This window comes from Gemmatimonadota bacterium (assembly GCA_026705765.1).
Classification (GTDB): domain Bacteria; phylum Latescibacterota; class UBA2968; order UBA2968; family UBA2968; genus VXRD01.
The window spans coordinates 1-16,388 of the sequence record JAPPAB010000059.1 but is presented as its reverse complement, the minus strand read 5'-3'; the positions used below and the strand labels follow the sequence as shown (position 1 = coordinate 16,388).

Genomic DNA, 16,388 nt, shown 5'->3' with positions numbered 1-16,388 from the left:
TGGAGATGCAAGTTTTTTTTGAATTGTTTCAAAAATAATTCTGACCCCTTCCCCGATACGGGGAGGGGGTTAGGGGGTAGGTCCTATAGGATAGGATGTGTTCTATTCCAAGAGACGAAGCAGGTTTAACGGATGCCAGACTTTGAGTTCGGTTCCTTCTGACAGGTGGATGGCGCACACGCTGCTTTCTGTTACGATGGCTTCTACATTGGCTTCGCGGAAGCCGTCGAAAAGGGGCTCTCCAACAGCCTGTGCGAGTTCGTAGCCAAGAGGTCCGGCTTTCAGGCCAAATGTTCCCGCCATGCCACAGCAGGTGCCCGTTTCGATGAGGGCGACGTCTGCACCGCGCTGGCGCAAGAATGCCATTGCGTGTTCTCCCGCTCCCAAAGGACGCTGGTGGCAGGGGATGTGAAATCCAAATGCGCGTCCGCGCAGGGCATTCTGTTCATCATTTGCAATATCGCTTTCGAGCAGGGATAAGAACTCGAAAAACTCATATGTGTGTTCGGCGACAGATACGGCATCGTCTGCTTTTTCGAGCAATTTGGGGTATGAGATTTTCAGGCAGTAGGTTGCCGTGGGTTCTGTTGCAACGACATCGTAGCCCTGCTGTATATAGGGGAGGAGGAGATCCACGTTTTCGCGTGCAATTTTTTTCGCATTTTTCAGGTCGCCGTAGCCGATGTAGGGATATCCGCTGCTTTTTTGCGGGGGGATGATGACTTCGCAACCGAGTGCTTCCAGGCGTTCAATTGCGGCCATTCCCAGGTCGGGGTCGTTGTAATTGGCAAACAGATCTGTGAAAAAGGCTACTTTGCGAACGGGGTTCGATACGGGAGATGGTCCGCGTTTTGCGAAGCGTTTGACGAGTGTTTTTCGGCTGAATTTGGGGAGCTGACGGCGTCGATCAATGCCCATCACTTTTTCCATTGCCCATCGCACGAGTCTATTGTCCATCATCCAATTGGATATGGGTGCTGTCAAACTGCTCATTTTTGCGGCTTTTTCAGCGGCCATCAGCATCTTGTTGACGCGCGGATGCGGATTGGCTTCGCTGTCGCGGTCTTTTACCCCGGCTATCATCATTGGGATGTCGATTTCTGCCGGGCATATTTCTTTGCACAAGCCACAGGAAATACACAGTGGGGCGAAGTCGCCGGCTTTATCTACGCCGTGGACTTCAGCTGTCCACGGTATGCCAATCGGTCCGGGGTATATGTATCCAAATGCATGACCGCCGACTACACCATAAGTCGGGCAGATATTCATGCAGGCGCCGCAGCGGATGCAGTTGAGTGCATCCGAGAATAGGGAGTCTTCTTGCATTCTGGTCCGGCCATTGTCCAGGATGATGATATGCGATTCTCGCGGTGCGCGTCCCTCGCCCTGCCCCAGGGGCGATCTCCCACTCATCCAGGTTACATAGGTTGTCGTGTGTTGGCCGACAGCACTGACTGGATGTGCCAGCATCATTTGCAATGCGTCTTCTACTGTTTCCACAACTTTTTCGCGTCCCATAATGCAGATGTGTACATCGGGAATGCTCGATACGAGACGGGCATTGCCTTCGTTGGTTTCGATCAGGATTGTGCCCGATTCGGCTACGCCTACATTTGCGCCTGTCATGCCGATGTCGGCGTTGAGAAATATCGGTCGCAGGTATTTGCGCACGATTTTCATAATTGCATCTACATCGTTGGGCACGTCTTCGCCTGTTGCTTTTTTGAATATTTCGGCTACTTCAACTGCGGTTTTATGGACTGCGGGAAATACCAGATGGAATGGTTTTTCGTGGACTTTTTGAATAATAAGCTCGCCGAGGTCGGTTTCTATAACTTCTAAACCGGCGTCTTCCAGCGGGTGGTTGACTTCGATTTCTTCGCTGGTTAGCGATTTTGATTTTGCCACGGTCTCGGCGTTTTTTTCTGCTGATAGTTTTAAGATGTAGTCAATCGCAGCAGCACCGTCTTTTGCGAGAAAGACCTTTGCCCCGCGCGATTCAACTTTCTCTGCAAATTGATCGACCAGGTCGTCCAGTTTGTGCAGGCACCGCACTTTGATGTCGCGAACTTCTTTGCGAAATGCCTCTCCTTGCGGCAAAATATCAATTGCCGTGCGCCGGGCATCCCGCGCCCGTTTGACTGCGTTGTAGAGTTGCGTGCGTTTTGGTTTTTCTCGTAGCGATGTTTCTATTTGTGCATACAGATTTTTGTATCTTTGGCTTGCCATGTAAGGTCCTTTCATACTTTACTTTTTGTACGTTTCAAAACTTTGCCTTCGACCATGTCCCCTTGTCGATAAGAGCCGAGAATTTTTACAAAGGTGGCTATTTCGCGCAGGTGTTCGATGGCGCGGGCGCAGGGTTCTTGACGGATATGGCCCTCAAAGTCGAGCGAGAAGGCGTATTCCCAGGGTTTGCCCGCAAGGGGGCGAGATTCAATTTTGAGCAGGTTGAGGTCGCGCAAGGCAAATACGCTCAAGCTCTTAAACAATGCACCGGGCACGTTTTTCATGGCAAATACGATCGATGTCTTTGCGGGCATTTCGATGTCTGGATTTTCAGGTATTAGATACTCGGATGTAACGACTAAAAATCGCGTGTAATTTTGGTGGTCGTCTTCAATACCCGTCTGCAAAATTTCCAGATCGTAATCCCAGGCTGCCTGGGCACTCGCTATTGCAGCCGCATCGCGTGCGCCCGATGTTTTCAAAGCTTTTACGGCTCCCGCGGTGTCGGAGGTCATAACTGTTTCGGCCTGAGATAGAGATGCAGTGAATTGTGTACACTGAGCCAGTGCAGGTGCCTGGGAATAGATATGGCGGATGTCTTCTAATTTTACCCCGGGGTTTACGATTAGATTGTGTACGATGCGCAGCTTCAGTTCGCCGACGATCTGTAAATGATGGGCTGACAGGTGGTCGTAATTTTCGTGAATGCTGCCCATTAATGAGTTTTCAATGGGTACTATGCCATGCGTACATTCTTCGTGTTCGACAGCGGCGAAGAGGGTGGCAAAATTGCGTTGCGGTACGACCTGGACATCTTTGCCAAAATACGAGCGCGCGGCCATTTCACTGAATGCACCGGGTTCACCTTGAAATGCGACGTTTTTTTTTGTATTACCCATTCATTAATTCCTTTATATGGGATTCGACGCTGCGCGAGAGGCTGCCCAGATCATATCCGCCTTCAAGGAGAGAGATTAGTCGTCCTTCTGCGTGATCTCGTGCGACAGTTATCACGCGTTTTGTCATTTCGACAAAACCGGATTCCGTCACTTGGGTGGCCGATAAGGGATCGGACCGGTGCGCGTCAAATCCAGCGGAGATAATGACAAATTGCGGTTTGAATGTGTGCATAGCGGGCAGGAATACGTCATCGAATATGCGCAAGTACACGGCGTCATCGCTGCCTGCGGGTACGGGTGCATTTAGTGTGAATCCCTCTCCTTCGCCAATGCCGGTTTCGTCAGCCCGTCCCGTGCCGGGATAATGGGGGTATTGGTGGATGCTAAAGAAGAATACCGAGGGGTCGGTTTCCAATATGTGCTGTGTGCCATTGCCGTGATGCACATCCCAATCTACAATTGCCACGCGTTCAAGGGAATATGTTTCTTGTATATATCGCGCGGCAATGACCGCGTTGCTGAATAGACAAAATCCCATTGCGTGATTGCGTTCGGCATGGTGTCCGGGGGGACGCGTGGCACAAAAAGCCGTGTGTACGCGCGCGTCCATAACTGCGTCAATGGCTTCAAATGTTGCGCCAACAGCGAGTCGGGCTATGTCAAAAGATAGTGGACAGATTCTGGTGTCAAAATCGTCCATGTACGTGATGCCCTGTGTACATCGGGATTTTACATTTGCAATATGTTCGGGAGTGTGCGCTTTTTCCAACCAGGATGTATCGACATGTCGGGGTTCGAGTGTGATGAGGTCTTTTGTCAAGCCCGTTGCATCCAGATGGGCATGCAGTGTTTGTAGCCGCTCGGGTCGCTCGGGATGCGCGCCTCCTGTGTCGTGTTTTTGAAAATCGGGATGTTGAACCAGTCCTACTTTGTTCATAAGTTAGTTTTCCTTTAATGCGGTGGCATCACGGGTTCGCGGATCGTTTCGCGCCAATTGTCATCAACCAGTTCGCAACTTCGGTGTGTTTTCTGTCTATAGCTTGATCCAGAGGCGTTTCGCCAACGGGATTTTTGCGGTTGATATCCGGTTTTTTTCCCAGCAACCATCTGGCGGTTTCGAGGTGCCCATTGCGGCATGCCATTCCGAAGGCACTGTCGATGCAGTCTCGCGCAGGTCGGGGTTCCGACCATCCGGGCAGAACGCCCGCCGTATCGGTTATATTGCCTTCCTTATCGAAAAATTTTTCAACGAGATCGAGTCGCCCCACGCCGGCAGCGATCATCAGGTTGCAGGTCGCCCCGCGCTGGATTAGTTTTATCGCTGCGTTTTGCATGCCGAATATCACGGCTTCCCAGAGCGGTGTGCCGTTTGCAATATTCCCGCCATCGATGTCGATTTTTGCACCGCAGTCGAGAAGCACTTCTATCATTTCCGCATCGTCGCTGCTGGCTGCCCAATGCAGGGGTGTTTCGCCAGGGTCGGTTTTTCCCTCGAATTTTGCCCGCGCATTGACATTTGCGCCTGAGCGTATCAAAATTTCTGCGGATTCGCGGCATCTGGGCCTGTGCGCGGGATAATCGCAGAGGGTGTGCAAAAGTGTGCGGGGATTGTCCGATGTGGTTTTATTGACCAGTTGTGGATCTTCTGCTATCAGTCTTTTCAGGGTGTCTATATCACCGGATTCAATGGCGGTACGTGCCTGTTCAATGCTCATTGTGCTCTCTTTTTTTAGTGGTCAATTACCGCGCTGCCAAGGCAGAGGTCGCCGTCGTAAAATACGGCGAATTGTCCGGGCGCTATACCGGAGTCTTTTTCTGCTATGGTTACGGATAAGTGGTTGTCGTCTGTTGCTTCGATTTTACAGTTGAGTAATTCTGGGCCGTGGCGCAGTTTTAATTGCAGGGCGGTTTTGTCAGGCGGTTCTGCAATCCAGTTGGGATTTGTGGCGACAAATTGGTTCCGCGATGTGTTCTTGTGCTTCGTGGCGTGGGATACATAGATGATGTTGCGTTCGATATCTTTTTGCACGACGTACCAGGGTCCTCCGCCCAATCCCAGGCCATACCGCTGTCCAATGGTGTAATAATAGTAGCCCCGATGAGGTCCCAGAATTTGTCCGGTTTCTCTGTCGATAATATCGCCTTTTTTTTCGCCCAGGTGAAATGCGATAAAGTCTGGATATCTGATTTTGCCCAGGAAGCATATTCCCTGGCTGTCTTTTCGCGCTTGATTTGGCAGGTTAAAATCCCGCGCGAGTTGGCGCACATCGCTTTTCATCATGTTTCCGATGGGAAATAATGCCCGCGCGACCTGCGATTGATACATGCCAGATAAGAAATAGGTCTGATCTTTGATGGGGTCGGGTGCGCGTTTTAGATGATAAGTTCCGTTGCTCTGTGCGATTTGGGCGTAGTGTCCGGTTGCCACTTTTTCATAGCTGCTGTCTATGTGGTCAAAGAATGCGCCGAATTTGATCCGCTGGTTGCAAAATATATCTGGGCTGGGTGTGCGTCCAGCGAGCAGTTCGTCGAGGGCATAAGATACGACGCGTTCGAGGTATTCCGATTGCAGGGAGATTACTTCAAGCGGGACATCGAGTTGATCGCATACGGCACGGACAAATTTCAGGTCGGCCTCCCAGGGGCACTTCCCCAAAAAAGCGAGTTCGTCTTCGAGCCATACTTTTAAGTAAAATGCCGTCAGATCGTGGCCTTCATTTTTCAATATGTTCAAAGCCACAGAACTATCGACACCACCGGATATGAGAGCGGCGATTTTCATTTTTTGTCTTTTGGTCATGCTACGCGCCGTAGCATTTCGTTTACCTGGTAGCGCAGTCGGCTGTGTTCGTGGTTTTGCATTGCTTTTAACAATGGGAGTACCTGTGCATCGCTAACTCGGTCCATGTGTTCCAGGGCTGTTAGTGCGTTGAAGCCGATGAAAGGCTCGGCGTCTTTTAGGGCCGTGAGCAAGTCATCGCGGGCGATTTCAGCGGCTTTGCTCCAGATGGTCAATGCGCGCGTGGCATTGTGACGCACCCAGTCGTCGCGGTCTGAGAGTGCGCTGCGAATGGCGGGTAGGGCGTCGAGGGCTGGTAAGCCAATGTCGCCCAGAGTATCCGCAGCCGTTGCACGCACCCAGTCATCCGAATGCGTTAATGCATGGACGAGCGGATCTACCGCGTGGCCACCGGTTGCTGATAGTGCTGCGGGTACTTGCTCTCGAAGTGCTTCGTCTGGTCCCAGCAATACGTCCATCAATGTGGGTACGGCGCGTTTGCCCAATCGCCCCAGGGCGTATGTTGCATTTAGCACGATACCTGGGTCGTCGCTGTTCAAGTTGTGCATCATGTCATCTACGGAGACGGGTGCGTCATCATCCCATTCGGGCAGGGGTTCACCGCGCATCCAGCGCCACATAAATTCCCATACGAGGGGATGGCGCAATAAGACGTCAGAGGGATGGTCGGGTTTTATACGATGGGCAAGGGTGTCGAAATCGGGATCGAAATCCGATGCGGCATCCCAATTCGGCGCTGTTGGCTCTTCTGTGCGTTTGAACAAAAATTTCATCATGTACCGGTCATGGTCGCTTGTGTTGCTGGATACGCGATGGAACAAATCAAAATGTACGAGCAATACATCGCCGGGATCGACAACTGCAAATGGGAATTCGTAATCGAACTCATTTTTCGGTTTCGCGCTGTAATACTGCGTTCCAGGAATGACGCCCGTGGGGCCCATCTCAATGGGTGTTTGGTGTGGGTAACAAATTGCCATGACTGTTCGGGGACGATGGTGTCGCAGCCAGGGTCGGCTCCAGCCGGCAAAACGACGCGGTGATCCGTCTTGGTGAAATCTTCGGCCTTCTGTGCCCGCGCGGTTGAGATGGCAATGTCTGTGGCAGTGCATGACGTAAGATTCGCCGAGGATACTCGATAGTGCGCCGACCATTGCTTCGTCGTTAAAAATTTCGCGCAATCCCGGTGCGGCATGCAATATGTCATTGCCCGGGTTCCCCTGTACCAAAGTTTTTTTTGCATCTGTCAGTATTTGTGCGTGGATATGCGGTGCAACACTTGTTTTGACGACGCAATATCCCCGCGCAATAAAATGCAATATCGCCTCGTCGTTTAATAAGTGTGATTGTTCGGCCATGGCTGCCTCCTGTTAAATTTTTTGTTAGAAATTAGCAGGTTTCCGTCCTATTTTCATATCTGCCCGTATTTTTTATAATACACCCCAGGAGCCGCAAATGAAAATTACCGATATTACCTGCGATATCCTCTCCACCGCTCACCAACAGGGTGCGACGCGATATGAAGATACCGCAGGATTAAAATTTCCGCAAGTCGCGCCCCAATCCACACAGACCTTTCCCGGCAGAGCCGATACGCGCCATCTCTGTGTCTATCCTTCGGGGCGTTCGACAGCGCTTATTCGCGTGCATACTGATAATGGTATTGAGGGCATTGGCGAAGCCCACGCCCCGGCTGCGCCTCGCGTTGTCAAAACGATTGTAGAAGATTTGTTGCGTCCCGTCCTTATCGGAGAGGATCCGCGCTCAATCGACGTTTTGTGGGAGCGCATGTTTTCGACGATGCGCCTGCGTTCCCATACGCAGGGATTTACACTGGAAGCGATTGCGGGGATCGATATTGCACTATGGGATGTACGCGGGAAGTACTACAATGAACCGATCTGGCGGTTGCTTGGCGGTCCTTATCGCTTGCAAATTCCCGTGTATTCATCGGGGACGCCGGGTCAGACTATTGAATCTCGTTGCGAGGGAATTGAAAGGGTTCTGGATGAGGGGTTTTCTGTGGTGAAAACGTCCTGTGGACGAGGGACGATAGAGGAACAGATGCACGTCGTCCGCGAGATGTCCCGCGCTGTGGGAGATCGCGGCAAGCTGCTCGTTGATGCGCACGGTGGATTCGATATTAAAGATGCCCTCCGCTTTGTCCGGTTGCTTGAGGATCTCGGCAATGTGGAATGGTTTGAAGATGCTCTGCTGCCCGAAGATCATCAGGGGTATCGGCAGTTGACCCAATCGACTTCTATTCGGATCGCTGTTGGGGAGACGGACTGCAACCGCTATGTTGTGCGAGACCGATTGCTGAATAAAGAGTGCGATCTCATTCTTCCCGATGTTTGCCGGGCTGGAGGTATTTCTGAGACGTTGCGTATCGCACAATTAGCCGATGTGTTTGGCGTGTCATGGGCATCTCATGTGAGTACCAGCACGTCTATTCATTTCTTGGCGGGGCTCCACGTTGGCGCTGCTACTCCCAATTGCTTTATTTCTGAATGTCCCAGTGGTTTTGCGCGCGGTCCTTTTGGCAACGAGCTTCTTACAGAGCCTTTGTTGCTTGAAAATGGGCATGTTACTCTGAGTGACAAACCCGGTTTGGGTATTAAGCTTAATGAAGAGGCTGTTGCCCGGCTGATTTTATGATAAATAAAAACTGCCGCGCAATAAGCACGACAGTTTTATACATTACAAACCAGAAGAGTCTCTCAGAGCGAGATACTGACCGCCTTTGCTCCCGCTTTTGCCTTTTTGCGCGCTTCTTGTAGTGTCGCGCCCCTTGCAAGGACGACTCCCATTCGCCGTTCTCCCTGTACTTCGGGTTTGCCAAATAAGCGGATTTCTGTGTCGGGTTCGGTGAGTGCGGTGCCCAGGTTGCCGAATTGTACCTGTTGCGAGTGTCCTTCTACCAGGATTACATGCGAAGCAGAGGGACCGTGGTGTTTGATGTTTGGTACTGGTAATCCCAAAATTGCCCGCGCATGCAGGGCAAATTCAGACAGGTCTTGCGAGATCATGGTTACCATGCCCGTGTCGTGTGGGCGGGGTGATACTTCGCTGAAGTAGATGTCATCGCCTTTCACAAATAGCTCTACGCCAAATATGCCGCGGCCGCCCAGTGCGTCGGTGATTGCTTTGCCCATCCGTTGTGATTCTGCAAGTGCAGCTTCGCTCATTGGCTGTGGTTGCCACGATTCGTGATAGTCGCCATCTACCTGTCGATGTCCTATTGGCGCACAAAAACTCGTGCCTCCTTCATAGCGCAGTGTCAATAGCGTAATTTCATAATCAAAATCTACAAAGCCTTCCACGATGACCGCATCTGCGTCTCCGCGTGCCCCTTCCTGTGCATAGGTCCACGATTTTTCGGCGTCGGCCATGTTTTTTACGGTGCTTTGTCCTTTGCCAGATGAACTCATGGTTGGTTTTATGACACAGGGTACGCCGATTTCACGAACTGCTGCGCGGTATTCTTCTAAATTCGACGCAAACCGATAGGGCGAGGTCTTTAGGCCCAGTTCTTCGGCGGCTAATCTGCGAATGCCTTCGCGGTTCATTGTCAGGCGAGCCGCTCGGGCTGTTGGGATTACTGTGAATCCTTCACTTTCCAATTCTACGAGTGTGTCTGTGGCGATTGCTTCAATTTCGGGTACGATTAAGTCGGGCTGTTCTTTTTTTATGACTTCGCGCAGGGCATCCCCATCCAGCATGGTAATGACATGCGACCGATGCGCTACTTGCATCGCGGGCGCATTGGCGTAGCGATCTACGGCGATTACTTCAACGCCATAGCGCTGGAGTTCAATGACAACTTCTTTTCCCAATTCGCCAGAGCCACACATGAGTACTCTGGTTGCGGTTGGTGAAAGTGGTGTTCCAATGATTGGCATATATTCCTTTCATCCGCTTAGTACGACAATCTCGCGGTCACTGCCCGATAGGGGTAGATCAACGTAGGCTGCGTTTTTGTTATGAGAAGCGTGGAAAGCGACAATGGTTTCGAGTGTATGAACGGCTTCTTCGGGGTTATAAGAAAATGGGACGCGATCGTCCAGGTAGGCGACGATTTCCGATACGGCGCGATCCATTCCCGAATCGCTATCCTTATGGGGCGGCCACTGTTCTGTTTCTCCAGTCCAGTATTCAAGTGTGATGCCTTTTGCCTCAATAATTGCTCGTCCCTTATGTCCGTTAATTTCCGTGCGTGGCGGTGCGGTGGAATAATCGGGTGCGCTTACTGTTACCATTAGTCCATCGTTCATACGCATGATGCCCCATCCCCCTGGGTCGCGAAATTCATCGCCGCGACAATCTGGCTTTCCAGCCAGATCGAGCGTTGCAGAGACCGATTGGACGCGATGTCCGGTGAGCATCAAGAGGGCATCAATCGCATGGGTTCCCACATTGCCCAATCGGCCCGTCGGCCATTGGAGAGTAGCGGAAATAAGCGTGCCCAGTTTTCCTTCGGCAATTAGCGCGCTGAGCCGGCGATAATTGGGATCGAATCTTCGCTGATGGTTAAAGACCAATAACTCGTGTTTTTGCGCTTCGAGCATGCGCTGGGCATCTATCACTGTGGTTGCCGCGGGTTTTTCGCAATAGATGACGGGAATGCCACGTTCGGCACAGGCTATGGCAATTTCCGCATGGGTAGGGGTGTAGGTCGCTATGCTGACGATATCGAGTGTTTCGTTGGCGATCATTGTGCGCCAACTCTCATAAGTTACAGCACCCGTGCGCGCTTCATAGCGCTCGCGCCGCCCCTGGTCGCGGCTTGATCCGGCCACGAGATTGATACGCGGATGGTTTTGATACGCAAAAGTATGCGTGCCGTCCATACTATCTACGCGCTGGCCCAATACATCTCCTGAGACCTGATCTGCTCCGCCGATCATTCCCAGGCCGATTACCGCGGCTCGGTATGTTTGAGAAGACATTAGCTCTCCTGTTTTGCAATCCAATTTATAACGGCCTGTATCATGGCGGGTGTTGCGTCATCGCTGAATACGTGATCTGCACCGGGTAGTACTACCAGTTCTTTTGGTTCGTTGGCTTGTTTAAAGATTGCCTGAGAATCTTCAATGGGCACTACATCGTCCTCTGTGCCGTGTACGAGCAACCAGGGGATCGAGATTTGAGATGCGCGATCTATGACAGTGTCAATCGCTGTCAGGTCATCCATATACGCGCTGGATAGCGGACAATCCGGGTCATCCCACATGTTGCCTGCATCGGGGGTGACATCTCCAAATTCGCGCTGTGCAAATCCCTTTGTATCTACCATGCCCGCCAGCGAGATGAGTTGTTGAATGCGCGCATCTGTGCTCGCTCGCAATACACCTACGGCGCCTCCCATGCTGTGTCCGGCATAACAGATTGTATATCCGTTTAAGGCATCCATGACTGAACCCAGATCATCTACTTCTTTTGTGATGGTTGCGTCCTCAAACCGACCTTCTGAGTCTCCATTGCCAGCAAAAGAGAAGCGGAGGATGTTGATTCCCTCGGATTCCAGTGCATGTGCCAGTGCGACCAGAAACGGTCTGTCTTTGTTGCCGGTTACGCCATGGCCTAAGACTACGATGTATTTGCTTTCGGCATTTCCACTGTGAAAAGCATAGTCGAGTTTTTCACCGTTTTTATTTCGGATGTCGCCAAACATGATTTTCTCCAGATATCTTTACTCAGGTGCTTCGTCAAATTCGAGTTTTACTACTATTACGGTGTTGGTCAGTTCGTTGACTGGCAAGTTCTGCAATCGCAAATAGGGCTTGTGTTCTATGTGATTGGTCGGTACCAGATCCACTGTGAAATCTACGGTTTTACCTGTGTTTAGCAAGGTCGCTTTCTTTGGTGCGATTGCGATTGGGTCGAGTTTTACGCCGCTTGTGCGCGGATCGTTTACCAGGTGTACGTAAATCACATTGTTCCGGCGCGTTAATAGTATATCGCGATTGCGCGTCAGGTGCGACGCGGGTTCTACGTCTTTGACCGCTTCTTCTACCGCGCGATACCATTTTCCAATGCGTTTCAAGATGCGTTTGGATGCGTCCGGAATTGTGCCGTCGGGTTTGGGGCCTACGTTGAGCAAGTAGTTTGCGTCGCGCGCGAGATACCGATCAATGCTCCGTATCAGATGGCGGTCTGTATAATAATCCTCATCTATCCGATAGCCCCAGCTTTCGATTCCCACGGATTGACACGCTTCGGTCAGCCGATCAAATGACTGCTGGGTATCTATGCCTTGCACATGATCGCGCTCGGGCGTGCCAAAATCACCGGGGTCAAATCCCCGATTGTTGATTACTGCCGCGGGTTGTAGCGACCGAATCATCGCGTTGATGGATGGGTCAAAGTGTTCATCCACATTCATATCCCACCAGAATGCGTGTAGTTTTCCATAATGGGTACACAATTCCCATACCTGGGCTTTCAGAAATTCCAGGTATTTCATCAAGTCAGGATCATCTCCGGGCTTGGGTTGAGGTAGTTCGTGATGTCGTCCCTGATTGGGGTAATTGGGGTGGTGCCAGTCGGCAATTGAATAATAGAAGCCCAGGGGGAAGTTGCGTTTGTGACAGGCATCGGCGAGCATTGCCATCAGGTCTTTGCCGTACGGCGTATTCATTGTGTTGAATGCCGTATGTGATGTGTCCCACAAGCAGAATCCATCGTGGTGTTTGGTTGTCGCGATGATGTATTGCATCCCGGCTTCTTCTGCGAGGTCTAACCACGCGTCGGGACTGAAGTTTATGGGATTCCACTGCTCGGCTAATTTTACGTATTCATTTGCGGGCATGCGTCCGCGCCATTGATGCTGTTCGTGCCATCCGGGGATTGCGTAAATTCCCCAGTGGACGAACATGCCAAATCGTTTTTCCAAAAACCAATCGCGTTCATCGCCAAATTGAGTTGCCATTCAATACCTCTAATTTCTATTTCCTCTTCCAGGCCAGTCTCCGGTGACTTCTTCAAATGGCGCAACCGGTTCAAATGCCTCGTCGTAATCCCCGCCGTTGTGGCTGGCTTCGCAGGAGCGGAGCCATTGGCGCAGGGTTTCGCGGGTTTGTCCCATTCGCTCGCGTTGCTCGTTCGCCAAATTGGTCGTTTCTGCGCGGTCTTCAATCATGTCAAAACACAAGTCTTCGCTGCCATTGCTCGATAGGTTGGTTAAACATTTATAACGGTTGTCGATCATTGAGATGGTCGGGGCGTCAAACATCGCGTTTTTGGGGCTGTTGAACCGATACGGAATGGGAGTGGGACGTTCTGTCATGTTTCCTTCAATTGTCGGTAGCAGACTGATGCCGTCAATGGGGCGATTGTCGGGCATTTCATATCCCATGACCTCGGCGATTGTCGGGAAGTAGTCCAGCGTGCTGCACGGCATTTCCACTGTGCGTCCGGGTTCTGCATGACCCGGCCAGTGCAATAGCGCGGGTACGCCTACGCCGCCGTCAAATAGAGATCGTTTTCGCCCGCGCAAGCCGCCTGTTGATCCCCGGTTGCGACCACTTTGACCCGTGCGGCCTTCGGGACCGTTGTCCGAACAGAACCAGATCATGGTGTTGTCGGCTACGCCCCATGCTTCCAATGCGTGATATAACCGCCCCACCTGATCGTCTATGGCGGTGATACAGCCGTAATAGTGCTGCTCATCTTCGCTGTATTCGGCGTACATTGCGCGATATTCCGGTCCGGCAACGACGGGACTGTGGGGCGCGTGAAACCAGATTGTCGTAAGGAACTGTTCTCCATTTTCAACAGCTTGTTCGATAAATGGAATTGCGCGATCCATCAGTACTCGGGAATCGCATCCTTCCAGATTTTCCGTTGCCAGTTTTCCATTTTCGTAATACGGCGAGGCCCAGGGGCGGTCCAAACGCTTTCCGGTTCTGTTGTTAATATCTATTGTTGGATCCCAGGTGGGAACTGCATACTCTGTGGCAAAAGATGCATCGTAATCCCGCTCCCAGGGCGGGGCGTAATTGCGCGCTGGATTGCGATTGGGTTTGCCCGAATAATTCGGGTCCAGGGTTCCCAGATGCCATTTGCCAAAGTGTCCGGTCGCATAGCCGAAGGATTTTAACATTCGCGCCAGTGTTATTTCCTGTGTGGGCAAGTGTCCACGATTGGCATGTGTTACGCCGTATCGAAAATAATGCCGTCCAGTTAAACAGGTTCCCCGCGTTGGGGAACACACGGGTCCTCCCGCATAAAATCGCGTGAACCGGATTCCATTATTCGCCAGGCGGTCCAAGTTCGGAGTTTTGATCACTTCATTTCCGTTAAATCCCACATCGCCATATCCCAGGTCGTCGCACATCATTAAAATTATGTTGGGGGTGCTCATTTTTCAGTCTCCATAAAATTTCACTACGGGTGGAAAATGATCATCCGGCGGCAATGTATCGGGTGTCAATTCCAGAGGATCGGTGACTAAGTGTTTTTTGCCGGTGTATTTTGCCGCTGCATCGACGAAAATTATCACGTATCCCACCCGCCAATCATCGGTTTGATTCGGTCCCGCGGTGTGAAATGTCATTCCGTGATGAAATGTACAATCTCCCGCTTGAAGAGGATGCGTTACTCTGGTGCGCCACGCGATTTCCGGTGCGAATTCCCGCCATCCCTCCTGGTTATTCGTCGCCATGTCCGGTATGTCTTTCATTTCGTGTGATCCCTGTACAAATGACATGCATCCCATTTCTACGGGGGTATCCTGTAGCGCGATCCACGCCGATAGGGCATTGGAATTGCGATCATAGGGCCATTTCACCAGGTCTTGATGGAATGCCGTTGGTACTTCGAGTTCTGGCATTTTTGCCAGGATGTGATCGTGCCAGATCCGCAATCGCACACCCGAAATTTTCTCTGCGACTGCAGCGACATTCGGGTGTTGCGTCAAGTTTCGCAATACCTCGTCTTCCCGCCATACGTTCACTTTTTGATTAAAGGGCCGGTTTGGATCTTTTGGCATGGCTTCCAGTATATCCAGAGATGCCTGACGAAATTTTGCAACTTCATCCGGTGAGATGATCTGCGGGATTTTTATGACGCCATCGCGCCGGTATGTTGCCAGCATTTCATCTGTGATATCTGTTGCTGTCATGGTTTTTTCCTTTTTACTTACCCGCGCTTTGCGAGGATGTTGTCCCAGGGTTCAATCCCGCACCGCTCTGCCCATGCGTCGTAAATTGTCGCGAGTTCGGCTAACACATCGGGATTTTCATTTGCCAGATCGTTGAGTTCCGATCTGTCGGCTTCAATATCGTATAGTTCCCAATCGCCCGGGTAGCGCTTTACCAGTTTCCACCTGTCTTTGCGAACCGCGCCATTGCCTTCGTGTTCCCAGATCAGATATTCTTTGCCGTTGTCCCGGTTATCAAAAATTGGGGTCAACGAGGTGCCTTCGAGTGGTAAAATTTCGTGTTCATTATAAGTTTCGGGATATTCGGTGCCTGCTACATCGAGGCAGGTTGCCATGACATCTGTAAGCTGGCCGGGTTGCTCGCGCAAGGCGCCGTGATCCGTTATGCGACTGGGCCAGTGTACGATAAAGGGCGTTGCAATGCCGCCTTCGTGAACCCAGTGCTTGTACAGGCGAAATGGGGTGTTGGATACGTTGGCCCAGGGTACGCCGTAGCTCTGGTACGTGGTTTCGTCACCCGGCATTATGTTTGGATCGTTGCCGCGTTGGACTGGTCGTCCATTGCGTGTGGTAGCCGGCGCAATCGCGCTGCGTCGCATGCCGCCTCCCAGTTCTTCGGCGCATCCTCCATTGTCAGCCAGAAATACGATCAGGGTGTTGTCCAGTTGTCCGGTTTCTTCGAGGGATTGGACGATGCGCCCAATGCCCTGATCCATGCGATCAATCTGGGCGGCATAAACTTCCATGCGCCGTTGCTGCCACGCTTTGTGGTCGGCTTCTTCCCAGGGTACTTGAGAGGGGTCTCGGTCACTCAGTCCCCATTCGGGTTTTAAGATGCCCATTTCGCGCAGGCGCGCCAGGCGCTCTTCGCGCAGTTGATCCCATCCCGCGGCAAAACGGCCTTTGTATTTTGCAATATCTTCATCGTGCGCGTGCAGGGGCCAATGGGGCGCGGTATATGCGGTATATAAGAAGAATGGCTGATCTCCCTTTGTCTGCGCGTGTTCGCGGATATAATCCGCTGCTTGGTCGCTGATGGCATCGGTTAAAAAGAAATCCTCTGGAAATTCATCTACTGTAATCTGCTCGTTGTCTCGCGTGAGTGTTTGTGGCTTCCAATAATTGGCGGCACCGGTAATGATGCCAAAAAAGCGATCAAATCCGCGCTGACAGGGCCAACTGTGTTTGGGACCATCCGCATCTGTATGCCGCGTAATATGCCATTTGCCACTCATATAGGTCGCATATTCCACTGTTTTGAGTACTTCGGCAATGGTCGCGCTCTTACAGTTCAGAT

At 51.6% G+C, this 16,388-nt stretch carries 14 protein-coding genes; 1 reads left to right on the top strand and 13 read right to left on the bottom strand.

Going from position 1 to position 16,388, the window contains the following annotated elements; genetic code table 11:
• Positions 1 to 102: 102 nt before the first annotated feature.
• Genes OXH16_08645 through OXH16_08620 form a run of 6 tightly spaced genes read right to left on the bottom strand, consistent with a single transcriptional unit; the run spans position 103 to position 7,286 of the window.
• Complete coding sequence (locus OXH16_08645; protein ID MCY3681454.1) at positions 103 to 2,229, bottom strand: LUD domain-containing protein; 2,127 nt, start codon at positions 2,227 to 2,229, stop codon at positions 103 to 105.
• Positions 2,230 to 2,240: 11 nt separating this feature from the next.
• Complete coding sequence (gene pheA / locus OXH16_08640; GenBank protein ID MCY3681453.1) at positions 2,241 to 3,128, bottom strand: prephenate dehydratase; 888 nt, start codon at positions 3,126 to 3,128, stop codon at positions 2,241 to 2,243.
• Positions 3,121 to 4,065 (bottom strand): histone deacetylase, encoded by a 945-nt coding sequence (locus OXH16_08635; GenBank protein MCY3681452.1) that lies wholly within the window; start codon positions 4,063 to 4,065, stop codon positions 3,121 to 3,123. The genes pheA and OXH16_08635 overlap by 8 nt, the downstream gene beginning before the upstream one ends.
• Positions 4,066 to 4,093: 28 nt before the next feature.
• A complete protein-coding gene (locus OXH16_08630; GenBank protein ID MCY3681451.1) occupies positions 4,094 to 4,843 on the bottom strand; it encodes an ankyrin repeat domain-containing protein in 750 nt (249 codons plus the stop codon).
• A 14-nt stretch (positions 4,844 to 4,857) separates the two neighbouring features.
• Complete coding sequence (mnmA, locus tag OXH16_08625) at positions 4,858 to 5,910, bottom strand: tRNA 2-thiouridine(34) synthase MnmA (protein ID MCY3681450.1); 1,053 nt, start codon at positions 5,908 to 5,910, stop codon at positions 4,858 to 4,860.
• A gap of 14 nt (positions 5,911 to 5,924) precedes the next feature.
• A complete protein-coding gene (locus OXH16_08620; GenBank protein MCY3681449.1) occupies positions 5,925 to 7,286 on the bottom strand; it encodes a HEAT repeat domain-containing protein in 1,362 nt (453 codons plus the stop codon).
• A gap of 97 nt (positions 7,287 to 7,383) precedes the next feature.
• Between OXH16_08620 and OXH16_08615 the strand changes: the two genes are divergently transcribed.
• The gene (locus OXH16_08615) at positions 7,384 to 8,586 is read left to right on the top strand and encodes a mandelate racemase/muconate lactonizing enzyme family protein (GenBank protein ID MCY3681448.1); all 1,203 of its coding nucleotides are present in this window, start codon (positions 7,384 to 7,386) and stop codon (positions 8,584 to 8,586) included.
• A 62-nt stretch (positions 8,587 to 8,648) separates the two neighbouring features.
• On the opposite strand, the gene purT is transcribed toward OXH16_08615, so the two are convergent.
• From purT to OXH16_08580, 7 genes are all read right to left on the bottom strand, one after another.
• Positions 8,649 to 9,830 (bottom strand): formate-dependent phosphoribosylglycinamide formyltransferase, encoded by a 1,182-nt coding sequence (gene purT / locus OXH16_08610; GenBank protein MCY3681447.1) that lies wholly within the window; start codon positions 9,828 to 9,830, stop codon positions 8,649 to 8,651.
• Between the two features lie 9 nt (positions 9,831 to 9,839).
• Positions 9,840 to 10,877 (bottom strand): Gfo/Idh/MocA family oxidoreductase, encoded by a 1,038-nt coding sequence (locus OXH16_08605; GenBank protein MCY3681446.1) that lies wholly within the window; start codon positions 10,875 to 10,877, stop codon positions 9,840 to 9,842.
• Positions 10,877 to 11,602, bottom strand: coding sequence for an alpha/beta fold hydrolase (locus OXH16_08600; GenBank protein ID MCY3681445.1), 726 nt, complete (start codon positions 11,600 to 11,602; stop codon positions 10,877 to 10,879). The genes OXH16_08605 and OXH16_08600 overlap by 1 nt, the downstream gene beginning before the upstream one ends.
• Before the next feature lie 18 nt (positions 11,603 to 11,620).
• Entirely contained in the window at positions 11,621 to 12,859 is a 1,239-nt protein-coding gene (locus OXH16_08595) for an alpha-L-fucosidase (protein ID MCY3681444.1), read from the bottom strand.
• Positions 12,860 to 12,868: 9 nt separating this feature from the next.
• Positions 12,869 to 14,293, bottom strand: coding sequence for a sulfatase-like hydrolase/transferase (locus OXH16_08590; protein MCY3681443.1), 1,425 nt, complete (start codon positions 14,291 to 14,293; stop codon positions 12,869 to 12,871).
• A 3-nt stretch (positions 14,294 to 14,296) separates the two neighbouring features.
• Positions 14,297 to 15,052 carry a phytanoyl-CoA dioxygenase family protein gene (locus OXH16_08585; GenBank protein MCY3681442.1) on the bottom strand — a complete coding sequence of 252 codons (756 nt, stop codon included), beginning with the start codon at positions 15,050 to 15,052 and terminating at the stop codon, positions 14,297 to 14,299.
• A gap of 17 nt (positions 15,053 to 15,069) precedes the next feature.
• A partial coding sequence (locus OXH16_08580) for a sulfatase-like hydrolase/transferase (GenBank protein MCY3681441.1) occupies positions 15,070 to 16,388 on the bottom strand: 1,319 nt, incomplete at its 5' end.